This window comes from Phnomibacter ginsenosidimutans (assembly GCF_009740285.1).
Taxonomy (GTDB): domain Bacteria; phylum Bacteroidota; class Bacteroidia; order Chitinophagales; family Chitinophagaceae; genus Phnomibacter; species Phnomibacter ginsenosidimutans.
Genome location: NZ_CP046566.1, coordinates 2,791,544 through 2,806,860 on the forward strand (window position 1 = coordinate 2,791,544; position 15,317 = coordinate 2,806,860).

Genomic DNA, 15,317 nt, shown 5'->3' on the forward strand with positions numbered 1-15,317 from the left:
CATGGCAGAATACATCAATGTAGAAAAACCGTTTTTAGATAAACTCCGCCAATTAAACTGGCAAGTAATTGACCAGGGCTTGGGCGTTCCGCAAGAGCCATCAAAAAGTTTGAGAGAAAATTTCAAGCAGGTGGTATTGCCACAGGTTTTCAAAGACAGCATTAAAGCCATCAACAAAATGCCTGATGGCACAGAGTGGCTAACAGATAAGCAACTGAATGAACTGCTTTTTGAAATTCAGAATTTCCCCGGCAAAAGTTTGCACGAAGCCAATAAGGAAATTCACCGCCTGTTACTGAAAGGAACAACGGTAAACAAAAATGAACTTACAGGCGAAGTAAACCCAACTGTGCGTTTGGTTGATTTCAGAAACTGGGACAGAAACAGCTTCATTGCCATCAATCAGTTTCGTTTGCTTACTCCCGGTACAAGTCGGCAAGGCATTATACCTGATATTGTTTTATTCCTGAATGGTTTGCCAGTGGTGGTAGTTGAAGCCAAAGATTTTGATGTGGCAGAACCTTTGAGTGAAGCGTACTTGCAAGTAACCCGATACGCCAACACAAGGCAGGACGATTACGGAGTAAAAGAAGGAGAAGAAAAACTATTTCACTACAATATTTTCAGCATCATTACCCATGGCACCGAAGCACGGGTAGGAACCATCAGTGCAGATTTTGATTTTTACAACAATTGGGTGGACATCTTCCCCGAAGAGTATAAAACCGTTGCCTTTCCACCGAATGAGGAACGGCAGGAAGTGTTGATACACGGAATGCTGAACAAAGAAATTTTGGTGGACATTCTGAAACACTACACCTTATTCATGGAAATCAAAAAAGGTGTAGAAGTGAAAGTGGTGGCTCGTTACAATCAATACCGTGCCGTTGGAAAAATTATCCGCAACCTGCGTTCAGGACATACGCCCAAAGAAAAAGGCGGTGTGGTTTGGCACACACAAGGAAGCGGAAAGAGTTTAACGATGGTTTTTTTGGTTCGCAAACTTCGCAGCAGCGATGATTTAAAAGACCTGAAAATCATTTCCATTGTTGACCGTGTGGATTTGGAAGAACAGTTGGCAGATACATTGAAATACGCCAACGAATCGCTTTCTATTATTGATAGTAAAGCCGACCTGACAGAATTGAATGATGATACAGCCAATTTGAACATTGTGATGATTCACAAGTTTTTGGCAGACAACAATGTTTCTGCACAATCGCTGATTGATGCAGGCATAGTGCCCACATTCGACAAGTTTGAAACCATCAATGCCAGCGACCGCATATTGCTGATGGTGGATGAAGCCCATCGCACACAAGGAGGAGACATGGGTGACAATTTGTTCAATGCTTTTCCGCAAGCCGTTCGTATCGGTTTTACCGGAACGCCTTTGCTCACCGAACGCCACGAAATAAAGACACACGAACGTTTTGGCGGCAGATTGGATGAAAACGGAGAACCTTGGATTGACACCTACAAGTTTGACAAAGCAGTAGCCGACCGTGCCACCGTTGAAATCAAATACATTGGCAAGGTTTCCAAAGATAAGATTGAGGACAAAGAACTTTTTGATGCCGAGTTTGAGGATATGTTCAAACAGCGGACACAAGAAGAACGGGAAGAAATACAAAGGCGTTATGGTTCGTTCATAGCTTACTTAGAAAGCAAAGACCGTATTGCCGAGATTGCCAAAGACATAATTGAACATTACTACACCGATATTTTAGTTAATGGTTTTAAAGCACAGGTTGTTGCATCAAGCATTGTTGCAGCCGTGCGATACAAGTATGAATTGGAGATTGCCATTCAGAATAAAATTGCAGAACTGAAAGCTTTACCTGATGGTGAACGGGATGATGAACGAATAAAGCAATTGGAGTTTCTAAAAGTACACGCCATTGTTTCCAGCATGGGCAATAATGAGCCGGGCTATATCAGCAAAGCTAGGCGTGAAGCATTGGACATAGATGCAAAAAACAGTTTCAAGAAAGATTTTGATTACGAAAAACCTGAATCGGGCATTGGTATCATTTGCGTTTGCGACCGATTGATTACCGGCTTTGATGCTCCGATTGAGCAGGTCATGTATTTGGACAAAGGCATGAGAGAGCATGATTTGTTTCAAGCAATTACTCGTGTAAACAGAACCAAGAAAGGCAAATCGTTTGGTTTGATTGTGGACTATTACGGTGTAACCAAGCACCTTGCCGAGGCATTGGCAATTTATACTGATAAGGACAAGGACAAACTGAAAAACTTCCTGAATGTATTCCGTGACATCAACAAGGAAATTCCAGTATTGGAAGCCCGCTATAAACGCATTCTGAATTTATTTACAGACAATAAACTGAATGAAATTGAAAACTTCCTGAATCAGAAATTCACCGACCAAGCTGCCGAATTTGAATTTGCAGAAAGTTGTATTGAGCAAGCAAAAAACATCAAGTTCCGAGCAGAACTATTGACCTATTCCAAAAGTTTCTTTGATAGCTTGGATTTGCTTTTCAATACACAAGCAGGTGGCGAATACTGGGTTCGGGCAAAGCGTTTGGGCTACTTGCTTTGGAGAATAAAAGACCGCTACAAAGACGAAACAATGGATTTGAAATGGGCTTCGCAGAAAGTCCGTCAGCTCATTGACAAACATTTGTTCTCATTAGGCATTGATACCAAAGTGCAACAGGTTTCCATTCTTTCAGATGAATTCAAAACCAAAGTTGATTACCTGAACAAAACACCAAAATCCAAAGCATCGGAAATGGAACATGCCATTCGCTGGCACATCAAAGTAAACCTTGAAAAAGACCCGACACTATACAACCGTTTCAAAGACCGCTTGGAAATGATATTGAATTCCTACAAGGAAAACTGGGAAGAAATAGTGAAACAGTTGACCGGTTTGAGAGATCAAATGGCAGAAGGTCGGCAAGTTGAAACAGAAGGAATATCAATAGTTGAAGCCCCGTTTTACGATTTGCTAAAAGCCGGAACTTCAGACGAAAGCGAAGAAGAAATTCACAAGGTGAAAGAACTGACACATGCCCTTTTCCTAATTCTGAAAGAAACAGCAGAAATAAACAACTTCTGGACAGATAAAGCAGCCGAGAGAAAGCGAATTGAAGGAATGATTGAGGATGAAATTCGCTACTCAAAAGTGGCAGAACTTTCACCGAAAGCAAGTGAAATGGCTACCGAACTAATGAAACTTGCTAAAAACAGAGAAACGGATTTAAGATGAAGCTAGAGGACCTGGAAATTTCAATTGAGAAAACCGACAGAAGAAAAACTGTAAGCATATTTATTGAACGTGATGGCTCAGTGAAAGTGCTTGCTCCAGTTACTGCAAGCGATGAGAAAGTTGAAGCTGCTATAAAATCAAAGGAATATCAGATATTTTCAAAAATTGCCAAGTGGAAAGAACTTAATCAGGGCAAGGTTAATCGTGACTTTGTAAACGGACAATCGTTTCTCTACTTGGGCAGGAATTACCGATTAAAGTTGATAGAAAATCAGGATGTGCCCTTAAAAATAAGTGGCGGCTTTTTTCACTTAGATAAAAAGTATTTAGCCAAGGCAGACAAAGTTTTCAAAGACTTCTACCGGGAAAAAGCCCTGACTAAAATTCAGGAACGACTTAAACTAATTGAAGAAAAGTTTACCAACAAGCCGAAAGCAATTAAAGTATTGGAGTTGCAAAACCGTTGGGCTTCATGGACACCTAAAAACGGACTGAATTTTCACTGGAAATGTATTATGGCTCCGGTTTCGGTGCTGGACTATATTATCATTCATGAAATGGTTCATTTAAAACATCCAAACCACTCGACAGAGTTTTGGAATGAGTTAGACAAGAAAATGCCTGACTTCAGAGAGCATGAAAACTGGTTAAAAAGGAACGGAGTAAAAATGTCGTTATAGACTGCTGGCGCAGACTCTCAAAATTTTTCTATCTGGTGTAATTGTTCCGCCAAAGCGGGTCACTTGTGCCAGGTAATCCTAGCGGACTGCGTCCGGCAACCAAATACCAACACATTACAGCTGCACCAACAGCCAATTCAGTAACCACTATGCACTGGCCCGGAGGCCAGCGCAAGGCACACGCACTGCGGCAGGCCTGCTAAGGGATGGCAGCCGGCATGCCCGGCTAACCAGCCGATGCAACCACCCAGCGCCCCGTGCCGGAGCTGTGGCGGGGAAATGAATACCGACGTCGGACTACAGACCACGGACCACGGACTACCGACTACGGTCTACGGACTACCGTCTTTCCGTCTTTCGGACTTCCCGACTTACCAACTCCCATTCAATAGATGCCGCAGCCGCTTCGGTCTGGACTTACAGCTTCCTGAGTCAGCATGACCTTTCTCCCCGACTACCGACTTCAGACTACGGTCTACGGTCTTTCCGACTTCCGGTCTTTCGGTCTTCCCGACTTCCCGTCTTATAACCCACCCCGGCCTGAAGGCCACCCCTCGCTTAAAGCGAGGCAGGCTCTCCAAGGAGGGGAGTAATCCGTCTCCGGACTACCAACTACCCACTCCGGACTTCCCGACTTTCGGTCTTCCAACTACCCTTCGACATCCCGATAGCTATCGGGATCAGGGATAGCAGTTTTCTCCCGACTTCCCGACTTTCCAACATACAAACCTTCCAACTTACAAACTTTCCAACCTCCCAACCTTCCAACCTCCCAACCTTCCAACCTCCCAACCTTCCAACTACCACCCAACAACAAAAATGCCGCCCCAAATGGAGCGGCATGCTGCTGTGTAGAGATGCTAGCCTTACAGCGCTGCCTTGCGGGTTTGTACCGCGGCAATGAACACATCTATTTCGGCCACTTGCTTTTCGAGCTGGCCCAGCTCCATTTCTTTTTCCAGCAGGGCCACACTGCCGTAGTCGTCTTGCCGCTCGGTGAGCAAAAACTGGCGGTATTCCAGCTTCTTCTTTTTCACCTCGGCTTCTTCTTTGGCGGGGCCTTCGGGCAGGCTGCCAATGATGCTGGCGTAGGCGGCTATTTCGGCATTTACGGCCGAGAGCTCGGTGGCTATTTCCACGCTGCTTTCGGCATAGTTGGCCTGCTGCCGCTGAATGCTGGTTTGCCGAAATTGTACATCGGCTTTTTCCTTGTTGGCAATGGCCAGTACCGCATCACATTCTTGTACGGTGGCCAGTTGAGCTACTGAGTAGGTCATGGGGTGTGTTTTTTAAATGGTAAAACAATACCCCGAAACTATAGCCGCCCAAAAACAGAACGCATACGGTATTTACGCAATCAAATTCCGTAGAAATACCCTGCCTGTACACTACTCCAAAGCAGCATTCAGCCCGGCTACCAAACTCCTGAGGGCTTCCAGGCGGGCTTTGGTATCTGCTATGGCCCCTGCCCCATGCAGGTGGAGGCGCTGCTGCACGGCCAGTTGCTGCAGCTCCAGCCACAGGCGCTGGCGTTGGGGCAGGTCGGGGCCCCGTTGTAGTTCCAGCAGTATCCACTGCTGCAGCCGGTACAGTTGTGCAAAGCGTACTTCCTGCTGCTGCAGCTTGCGTTGGGTAGCAAAATATTGGTATTCAGCACGGTGCAGGCGCTTTCGCAGCCGCTTGGCCTCCTCGGGCTGTAATGCAGGCCTGGCGGGCGTTTCAATACTGTTGAGCTGCTGCTGTATGGCCACCAGGGCTTTAAAATGCCGGGCGGGCAGGTTGCGTTTGCCTTGCAAAGACATACTTAGAAAACTCTTGCTGATGCCGAGGTAGCTGGATAGCTGTGCAATGCTCAGGCCCATCTGTTTGGCCAACTCTTCTATCAGGTTCATGCGGTGGGTGTGTGATGATAAAAAGCCCCAACGATCAACGTTGTGAACAAAAAATTACAGCAAAACAAAACGTTCACAAAGTTGTGAACGAAAAAAGTGTGAACGTTTCATTTGGAAAAAAATTTCGTTCACAAAACGGGCTGGTGGGGAAGGAATGGGGATGGGTGATTAGTAATTAGGGATTGGAGATGAGGGGCTGGCGGTCTACCGACCACGGACCACGGACTACGGACTACCGTCTTCCCCGACTTTCCGTCTTTCCGTCTTATCTACCCTTCGACTTGCTCAGGGTAGCAATCTTCTTCGGACTACGGACTACCGTCTTCCCCGACTTTCGGTTTTTCCGTCTTATCTACCCTTCGACATCCCGATAGCTATCGGGATCAGGGTAGCAATCTTCTACAGACTACGGACTACCGTCTTCCCCGACTTTCGGTTTTTCCGTCTTTCGGACTTTCAGTCTTCCCGACTTTCCAACCTCCCAACCTACAAACCTCCCAACCATCCCCCTACCCAACCGTGCATTTATAACCCTTGCCGGGGATGTTGATGATTTTTAGCGTGGGGTCATCAGCCAATTTTTTGCGCAGTTTAGACACCAACACATCCACATTTTTACTGATAACGACCAGCCCGGCATCTTCCCAAATCTCCTTCATCAGTCTTTCCCTTTCTACCACCTGGTGCATGTTCTGTGCAAACAGGTTAAGTGCTTTGGTTTCTTTTGCTGAGAGTGGTATTTGCTTGTCGCCAATGCTGAGTACATGGCTACCGGTATACAATTGAAAGCGGCCCAACGGCAGGTAGTTCATGGTTTCAGGTACCAACAGCGGCGCTGCGGGCTTGCGCAACCTGCCTTTCAGATAATAGCCGCCAATGGCCAAAGGAATCAGCAACAACAGCCACCACCAGCGATGGGTGGTATTGCTGGGCAAAAATTCAAGTTCTATGATGTAGCAAGCTTCTTGTAAAGTGCGGCCCCGGCAAGGCGTCAAATCGGTGGCTTGTTTGTTGATTTCAAAGGCCAGAATCGTTCCCTTTTGGGCACAGTTTCTCACATTCACGATGTAATGATTGGCCACCCCGTCTTGCTCAAACGTTCGTTGTACCAAATTGATGAGTGAGTCTGACACAAAACTGAAGTCGTGCTGAAAAGAAAGCTGATAGGTATTCTCATGCAATTGCTTCACCGGTAGCACCCGGGAGGTAGAATCTTTGGCCGTCAGCAATAACTGGTGGCCTATTTCACGAAGTACCACTTCCAAATGCTTTGCTGGCAGCTGCTCTTTTTTATTGATACATGCAACAGCAGTTGTTATCAGTACCATCAGGAGGAATACATTGGCAATAAAAACCCGTGGCTTCATGTGTGCAAAATAGTTGATAAAGCCGCTGGCAGATGGCTTTACCAAGGTTTTACGCATCCTTTACCTCTTTTTACGGCAAAAAATGTTGCTGCTACGCAAATGACCGATAGTTTCGGGACATCATTTCATCCATCACCCATACATTCATCACTATGAAAATCTATTCATCTGCATTTGTACTCCTGTTTCTTCCTTTGGCCATTGAGGTGGCGAATGAGTCTACCCTAGTACAGCACAGTGCGGTAGCTACACCGCAGGAGCATCTGCTGCCCCTGCAAGCCCCAACGGATGCAGAAAGCATGGCTTTCATTTCTTCGGATGCAGGCAACACCTGGCAGGAAACCACTGCCATACCTCCTGCAATAGCGCAGCAAACTGCTGGCAATAAGCAGGTGCAGTCGGCCGGCGTTATTATTGCTACCGGCCAACTGGGCATCAAGCGTTCTACAGATAATGGGGCACATTGGGAATGGGTCATCAGCGAAGGCGGTGTAGGCATAGACGTAGCCAAGATCAACGGAGGTTTTGCTGCTATTACCTTCAGTACGCAGTCACATACAAGAAGAATCAGGGTTTCTTACGACGGAGGCATTAACTGGCAGCCTATTGACGAAGCACTGCAGCCGGCATCCACCCAAAGGTCTATCAACAATCTATTTACGCTGGCCAAGCAATCCTATTCGGCCAGCCATCCCAACAATGCACCGCTGCCCGAGGAAGCCATGATTAGTTCCATTATTGAAGTGGAGGGCAACTTCTATTGTGGTCATCCCAAAGGCGTTTTCAAATCGGCCGATAAGGGCAAAACATGGCAGTTGTTGCTTCCGTCAAAAGCAGGAAAGGTCTATACCTTATCTGTTTTGGGGAAACAGATCTATGCCGTACCCCGCCATGGAGGATGTTGAGTTACATGAAGCCGACTATTGCTATCTGATACAAATGCCCCGAATAATCGGGGCATTTGTATGTACATCATCTGCTACTGTGTATGTGTGTGATGCTGATGCCATTTGTAAATGATGTACAAGCTCTCTGACTACCGACTACGGACTCCCCCCTTCGACATGCTCAGGGTAGCAGTTTTCTCCGGACTACCGACTACGGACTCCCCCCCTTCGACATGCTCAGGGTAGCAGTTTTCTCCGGACTTCCGACTACAGACGACCAACTTACCTACCCTTCGACATGCTCAGGGTAGCTGTCTTCTACCGACAACTGACTACGGACTTTCCGACTTTCCCGACTTCCCCGACTTTCCCGACTTCCCCGACTTCCCCGACTTTCCCGACTTCCGGTCTTTTTCCCCAGCAACAAAAAAACCGCTCCTGCAAGAGGAGCGGTTGTATGCTGAGGTTAACAGAGCTGTCGATTAATCGAACTTCATGTCGAGACCGAGACCACGCAATTCGTGGATCAACACGTTGAAGCTTTCTGGCACACCCGGACGAGGGATGTTGTCGCCTTTTACAATCGCTTCATATGTTTTGGCACGGCCAATAATGTCATCCGACTTAATGGTGAGCAATTCCTGCAGGATGTTGGCAGCACCGTATGCTTCCAGTGCCCACACTTCCATTTCACCAAAACGCTGACCACCAAACTGTGCTTTACCACCCAGCGGCTGCTGTGTAATCAAGCTGTACGGTCCGATAGAACGGGCGTGCATCTTATCATCCACCATGTGGTGCAGTTTAATCATGTAGATCACACCCACGGTAGCTTTCTGGTCAAAGCGGTCGCCGGTTTCACCATCGTACAGGTAAGTGTGTCCGAAAGTGGGCAAACCAGCCTTAGTGATGTAGTCGGCAATTTCGTCGGTAGAAGCACCATCGAAAATTGGCGTGGCAAAACGGAGGCCCAATTGCTTACCAGCCCAACCCAGTACAGTTTCATAAATCTGACCGAGGTTCATACGGCTAGGTACACCCAGCGGGTTCAGTACGATGTCTACAGGCGTACCATCTTCGAGGAATGGCATGTCTTCGTGGCGAACGATTTTGGCTACGATACCCTTGTTACCGTGGCGGCCCGCCATTTTATCACCTACTTTCAACTTACGTTTTACACCGAGGTAAACCTTAGCCAGTTTCAGCACACCTGCAGGCAATTCGTCACCAATGCTGATGTTGAATTTCTCCCGCTTGTAACGGCCCAGTTCTTCGTTGTACTTGATGGTATAGTTGTGCAGCAACTGGTTGATGAGTTCATCTACATGCTCATCACCTGTCCAGCCCAATGGGTTCACGTTTTGGAAGTCGATTTGGCTGATGTTCTTTTGGTTGAACTTCACGCCCTTGCCAATCAGCACTTCACCAAAGTTGTTGCTTACACCTGCGCTGGTTTTGTTGCCGAGCAACACCTGCAGTTTTTCGAGCAACAGGTCTTTGATATCCTGCTCATTCTTCTCGTGAATCTTCTCTACTTTTTCCAGTGCGGCTTTTTCACGCACCTTGCTGTTCTTGTCTTTTTTGGTACGCTGGAAGAGCTTCTTGTTGATCACCACACCTTCAGTACCGCTTGGTGCTTTCAGTGAAGCATCTTTGGCATCGCCGGCTTTGTCGCCGAAGATGGCACGGAGGAGTTTCTCTTCCGGAGTAGGATCGCTTTCACCTTTAGGAGTGATTTTACCAATCAGGATATCGCCTTCTTTTACCATCGCACCAATACGGATGATACCGTTTTCGTCGAGGTCTTTGGTGGCTTCTTCGCTTACGTTAGGAATATCTGGTGTCAGTTCTTCTTCACCCAGCTTGGTGTCGCGAACTTCCAATTCGTATTCGTCGATGTGTACAGAAGTAAACAAGTCTTCGCTCACAATGCGTTCGCTGATTACGATGGCATCTTCGAAGTTGTAACCCTTCCAAGGCATGAAGGCCACTTTCAGGTTGCGACCGAGGGCCAGTTCGCCATCCCGTACACCATAACCTTCTGTCAGGAAGTCGCCGGCTTTTACTGTCTGGCCTTTTTTCACAGCCGGACGGTGGTTGATGCTGGTACCCTGGTTGGTTTTGATGAACTTGGTGAGCTTGTATACTTTCAGGTCATCATCAAAACTGATGTGACGCTGCTCGTCGTTGCGGCTGTAACGTACATGGATTTCAGTAGCGTCTACAAATTCTACCACGCCATCACCTTCTGCAGTGATTTGCACACGGCTGTCACGGGCAGCTTTGCCTTCGAAGCCAGTACCTACAATTGGAGCCTCGGGCTTCAGCAATGGTACGGCCTGGCGTTGCATGTTTGATCCCATCAGGGCACGGTTGGCGTCATCATGCTCCAAGAAAGGAATGAGTGATGCAGACAAACCTACAATCTGGTTGGGGGCAACGTCCATGTATTCTACCTCATTCTTTTCCAGAATGGGGAAGTCACCTGTTTGGCGGCTGATGATGCGATCTTCTGCAAAGTTGCCATCGTCCTTCAGTTCAGAATTGGCCTGGGCAATTTTCGCGGTATCTTCTTCTTCCGCACTCAGGAACTTGAGTTTTTTCACGTCTACCTTACCCTCTTGTACTGGGTGGTAAGGCGTTTCGATAAAGCCCATGTCATTGATCTTGGCGTGTACGCAAAGCGTAGAAATCAGACCAATGTTTGGACCTTCCGGCGTTTCGATGGTACACAAACGACCGTAGTGGCTGTAGTGTACGTCACGAACTTCGAAGCCGGCACGTTCGCGGCTCAAACCACCTGGTCCGAGGGCAGAAATACGACGCTTGTGCGTAATTTCTGACAGTGGGTTGGTTTGGTCGAGGAACTGCGACAGCTGAGAGGTACCAAAGAATGAGTTGATCACTGAGCTCAACGTACGGGCGTCGATCAGGTCAACAGGGGTAAATACTTCGTTATCACGAACGTTCATACGTTCACGAATGGTACGGGCCATACGGGCCAGACCTACACCAAACTGTGCATACAACTGCTCGCCTACGGTACGTACACGACGGTTGCTCAGGTGGTCGATGTCATCAATTTCAGCCTTACCGTTGGTGAGTTTCACCAGGTATTTTACGATGGAAATGATGTCTTCTTTGGTCAGTACCTTTTTGGTAATAGGATAGTTGAGGCCCAGCTTGCGGTTGATTTTGTAACGACCTACTTCGCCGAGATCATAACGCTTATCGCTGAAGAACAACTTGTCGATGATACCACGGGCAGTTTCGTTGTCCGGCGCATCGCTACCACGCAACTGGCGGTAGATGTGCTGTACGGCTTCCAGTTCACTGTTCGAAGTATCCTTATTCAGCGTATTGTAAATGATAGCAAAATCACCACCCACGTCTTCTTTCTGTACAAACAGGCTCTTGATGCCCATTTCCAGAATTTCTTCCAGTGATTTTTCGTCAAGTACACTGTCGCGTTCCATCAACACTTCGTTACGCTCCAGGCTCACTACTTCACCGGTATCCTCATCCACAAAGTCTTCTACCCAGCTGCGGAGTACACGGGCAGCCAGCTTACGACCCACGAGGGTTTTGATAGATTTTTTATCGATGTTGATTTCATCGGCCATGCCAAACAACTCCAGAATGGATTTGTCGGTTTCGAAACCGATAGAACGCAACAGGGTGGTTACGGGGAACTTTTTCTTACGGTCGATGTACGCATACATCACGTTGTTGATGTCGGTCGCAAATTCCATCCAGGCACCCTTGAAAGGAATTACACGGGCACTGTAGATTTTGGTACCGTTGGGGTGCAGGCTCTGGCCAAAGAATACACCGGGACTACGGTGCAACTGGCTTACCACTACACGCTCCGCACCGTTGATCACGAAAGTACCACGGGGAGTCATGTACGGAATGTTGCCCAAAAACACATCCTGAACGATGGTCTGGAAATCGATATGCTCTTCATCGTTACAGCTCAAACGCAGCTTAGCCTTCAGGGGCACAGCGTACGTAAGGCCACGCTCCATACACTCATCGAGAGAGTAGCGGGGCGGATCGATAAAGTAGTCGAGGAATTCCAGCACGAAGATGTTGCGGGTATCGCTGATTGGGAAGTTTTCCTTGAACACCCGGAAAAGGCCTTCATTGTTCCTTTTGTCGGGCGTGGTTTCCAGCTGGAAAAACTCTTTAAACGATTGAATCTGAATTGCCAGAAGGTCAGGAGACTCGGCGAGGTTTTTGGCTTTGCCGAAGTTGATCCTGTTGGTCAGTTGTGTTGAAGACATATGCTAGAACCTGTTTTTTGCTGTTCGTTAGCCACATAAACACTGAGAGCTCTGCCAGCTAAGCCGGAGAGCTTTTCTTGAAAACCATTAAGAATGAGCTAGTTGTGCTCCCAAAGTGTAAATGCCCTAATTTAAAAAGGATGGCAAAAGTAAGGGCGTAAACTCAATAATCCAAAACCGCTTTGCCGCTGTGAGTAAATCCTTACTGTCTGGCTGCAATTTAGGGGCTAAAGCGCATTTTTTGGCAAGTCGTTCACAAATAAGAACGGCGGCCAAATGAGGTCACTTTATTATGAACAAACTCTAAACCAATGGGTTATATAATAAAGTATGGCCAGCTCTCATAAAAAATCTTTTTTGCCCCAGAAAACCTGTCTTACCTGTGGCCGGCCATTTACCTGGCGTAAAAAATGGGAAAAAGTATGGGATGAAGTAAAGTATTGCAGCGATGCCTGCCGGAAAAAGAAAAAAACGTCCTCTTCCCCATCCTAAAGGCTTATGACCATACGCATATTACAGGGCAAAAATGCCCGGTAATTTGCCTCCCTAGATTGGTGTATTATGACAGATCGGGGGCAAATCATTCATCCAGAGAAAAAGACACAATACCATTCAGCAGTATTAAAATGGGTAAAAATCTCATTGATCAGTTTCGGACTGGTAGCATTGCTGGGTGTGATCATGTCGGATTAAAATTGGCTGGTCATTTCCCTGGCTCGATCAAAAACAACTGCTGCATGCCCATTCGCATTTTGCATTTGCCGGCTGGATAACGCAAACTCTGCTGCTGTTAATAGCGACAAGGATGTGGCCCGGACAACCAGAAGTGGCTCAACGTAAGATGCACCGGATACTCCTCTACAATTGGATTTGCGCCATTGGTATGCTCATTTCATTTGCCATGCAAGGCTATGGCGCTGTATCCATCAGTTTTTCCACGCTTTCTATTGTTGTATTTGCCTGGGCTGCCGTGTACTTATTTCAATGGATGCGCCAATCAACTCCACATCCGGCTTTTGCCTGGTTGCGGGCAGCACTTTGGTACGGGCTGCTATCAACGCTGGGAACCGCTGCATTGTCTTACATGATGGCTTCGCATCAAATTACGCAACATGGTTATTTGGCCGCCGTATACTGGTACCTACATTTTCAATACAACGGTTGGTTCTTCTTGGGTGGCATGGCTTTGTTTAGCTGGTGGCTCAGCGATTTGCCCAACACTCCCCCCCCTTCCGGCTACGGCAAGACAATTGCTGATCTGGAGCTGCCTGCCGGCCTTCGGACTAAGTGTGTTGTGGATGGATTTGCCACTGCCCGTATACCTGCTGGTTGTGCTGGCAGGTTTGGCTCAGGTAATTGGCTGGACTATGCTGTTGACCCACCTGTTCAGGCATCGGTTTTTCCAACAGTTGCTTCACCAAAAATTGTTGAAGCTTTTGTTTTGGTGTCTGGCATTTGCCATTAGTATAAAGTTGTTGCTTCAATTAGCGTCCGTTATACCAGCCATGAGTCAACTTGCTTTCGGTTTCAGACCCATCGTTGTTGCGTATTTACACCTCGTACTTCTGGCAATCATCTCTTTGTTTCTCGTGACCTACTTATACGGTAAACAATTGCTCGGCCAGCACAAGCATGTACCTGCTGCCTTGCTGTTGCTTGTAGCCGGCATTGGTACCAACGAGCTTACGTTGGGCATACAAGGCATTGCCTCACTACAATACATATCTGTTCCATTTACTAAAGAAGCCCTGCTGCTGGCAAGTATCATGATGTTTTCAGCCATCGTTTGGTTGCTGATTATTCAATGTCGAAAATCATCTCTAACCCAGCCAGACTTATGATTGCAGTCATAAGGGCCGCTGAATGGCCTGAATACATTTGGTAGTAAAACCAAACCAATATGAAACGAAAATTTGTAATACCTGCCCTGCTGTTTGCGGTAGCAGTGTACGCCTGTTCTACACCCGCAGCTGACAATAGCGCTGCCAGTACCGAAGCTACTTCTACAGCTGCACCTGCAACTGGTCAGTCGGGTGTGCAGGATGATGTATCTAACCCCAACGTAGTACAAGTAGCAGTGAGCAGCAAAGACCACAGCACCTTGGTGACTGCCGTAAAAGCAGCAGGCCTTGTAGATGCGCTGAGCAATGCCGGACCATTTACTGTTTTTGCGCCTACCAATGCGGCTTTCGATAAACTACCCAAAGGCACAGTGGAAGATTTGCTGAAGCCTGAAAAGAAAGGCGACCTTGAAAACATTTTAGGGTATCATACATACGTAGGCGTACTCAATGGCGCATTGCTGCAGGACGGATTGGAATACGACATGGTATTTGGTGGCAAAGTAAAAATTACCAAGCAGGGCGATAAGGCATTTGTAAATGGCAAAGAGATTGTAGCCACCATTACAGCCAGCAACGGCGTGATTCACGTAATTAATGATGTGCTGCTGCCGCCAGCAAAATAATGATCGGTTGGATAGTGATAGAACAAAGGGCACGGTTGTAATAACCGTTGCCCTTTTTTGCTACTCTCTCGTGAAAAATTATGTATAACGTTCTCTTATTGATGATGCAAAATTTTCAACTGCATCACTGTGGCAATACTGGCAGCCCGCTGTTTGATTGTTTCTGCATTTTCTCCTGCGAATAAGCGATCAACTGTCGATGCAAACAAATGCAGCCATTGCTGAAAATGCGCTGGCTCAATAGCCGATTGTTGGTTCAATTGCTTGTGCCGTTCCATGGGATTGCCCGAATAGCCGCCCGTATGAAAAAGTACATTTTCCCAAAAGGCATACATGACAGGCAAATGCTTTTCCCAGTTGACCGCCACCGCTTCCGTAAAAAAATAACCGATAGTGGCATCTGCTTTTACGGCATCGTAAAACTGATTGACCAGCCGCTCAATGTCTTGTCGGTTGGTAATGTCTGATCGGTTGTGGCTAGGTTGTGGCATAAGCAA

12 protein-coding genes are annotated in these 15,317 nt (G+C 47.1%); 7 read left to right on the plus strand and 5 right to left on the minus strand.

The genetic code is table 11. The annotated features are described in order from the left end of the window. The first annotated feature begins 1 nt into the window (after position 1). Complete coding sequence (locus tag GLV81_RS12060; protein WP_157479087.1) at positions 2-3,241, plus strand: type I restriction endonuclease subunit R; 3,240 nt, start codon at positions 2-4, stop codon at positions 3,239-3,241. Continuing rightward, positions 3,238-3,921, plus strand: coding sequence for a M48 family metallopeptidase (locus tag GLV81_RS12065; RefSeq protein ID WP_157479088.1), 684 nt, complete (start codon positions 3,238-3,240; stop codon positions 3,919-3,921). The genes GLV81_RS12060 and GLV81_RS12065 overlap by 4 nt, the downstream gene beginning before the upstream one ends. An 866-nt stretch (positions 3,922-4,787) precedes the next feature. Here the strand turns inward: GLV81_RS12065 and GLV81_RS12070 are convergent. The 3 genes from GLV81_RS12070 to GLV81_RS12080 form a co-directional block, all read right to left on the minus strand. Continuing rightward, on the minus strand, positions 4,788-5,198 hold the full coding sequence (locus GLV81_RS12070) for a hypothetical protein (RefSeq protein WP_157479089.1): 411 nt from the start codon (positions 5,196-5,198) through the stop codon (positions 4,788-4,790). 111 nt (positions 5,199-5,309) lie between these two features. After that, positions 5,310-5,813, minus strand: a complete 504-nt coding sequence (locus GLV81_RS12075) for a helix-turn-helix domain-containing protein (protein ID WP_157479090.1) — start codon at positions 5,811-5,813, stop codon at positions 5,310-5,312. A gap of 509 nt (positions 5,814-6,322) precedes the next feature. Beyond that, positions 6,323-7,237, minus strand: coding sequence for a winged helix-turn-helix domain-containing protein (locus GLV81_RS12080; RefSeq protein WP_157479091.1), 915 nt, complete (start codon positions 7,235-7,237; stop codon positions 6,323-6,325). Between the two features lie 95 nt (positions 7,238-7,332). Between GLV81_RS12080 and GLV81_RS12085 the strand changes: the two genes are divergently transcribed. Next, complete coding sequence (locus GLV81_RS12085) at positions 7,333-8,085, plus strand: WD40/YVTN/BNR-like repeat-containing protein (RefSeq protein WP_157479092.1); 753 nt, start codon at positions 7,333-7,335, stop codon at positions 8,083-8,085. 464 nt (positions 8,086-8,549) lie between these two features. Here the strand turns inward: GLV81_RS12085 and rpoB are convergent, their stop codons facing one another. Continuing rightward, positions 8,550-12,353: a DNA-directed RNA polymerase subunit beta gene (gene rpoB, locus GLV81_RS12090; RefSeq protein WP_157479093.1), complete on the minus strand. Its 3,804-nt coding sequence runs from the start codon at positions 12,351-12,353 to the stop codon at positions 8,550-8,552. 357 nt (positions 12,354-12,710) lie between these two features. Here rpoB and GLV81_RS12095 point away from each other — a divergent pair, with 357 nt between their 5' ends. The 4 genes from GLV81_RS12095 to GLV81_RS12110 all read left to right on the plus strand — a co-directional run bounded on the left by GLV81_RS12095 (position 12,711) and on the right by GLV81_RS12110 (position 14,820). Then, the gene (locus GLV81_RS12095; RefSeq protein WP_197428268.1) at positions 12,711-12,845 is read left to right on the plus strand and encodes a DUF2256 domain-containing protein; all 135 of its coding nucleotides are present in this window, start codon (positions 12,711-12,713) and stop codon (positions 12,843-12,845) included. A 349-nt stretch (positions 12,846-13,194) separates the two neighbouring features. Further along, a complete protein-coding gene (locus GLV81_RS12100) occupies positions 13,195-13,818 on the plus strand; it encodes a hypothetical protein (RefSeq protein WP_157479095.1) in 624 nt (207 codons plus the stop codon). Between the two features lie 124 nt (positions 13,819-13,942). Next, entirely contained in the window at positions 13,943-14,194 is a 252-nt protein-coding gene (locus GLV81_RS12105) for a hypothetical protein (protein WP_157479096.1), read from the plus strand. 59 nt (positions 14,195-14,253) lie between these two features. Then, entirely contained in the window at positions 14,254-14,820 is a 567-nt protein-coding gene (locus GLV81_RS12110) for a fasciclin domain-containing protein (protein ID WP_157479097.1), read from the plus strand. Between the two features lie 95 nt (positions 14,821-14,915). On the opposite strand, the gene GLV81_RS12115 is transcribed toward GLV81_RS12110, so the two are convergent. Further along, on the minus strand, positions 14,916-15,311 hold the full coding sequence (locus tag GLV81_RS12115) for a group III truncated hemoglobin (protein ID WP_157479098.1): 396 nt from the start codon (positions 15,309-15,311) through the stop codon (positions 14,916-14,918). Between the last annotated feature and the right edge of the window lie 6 nt (positions 15,312-15,317).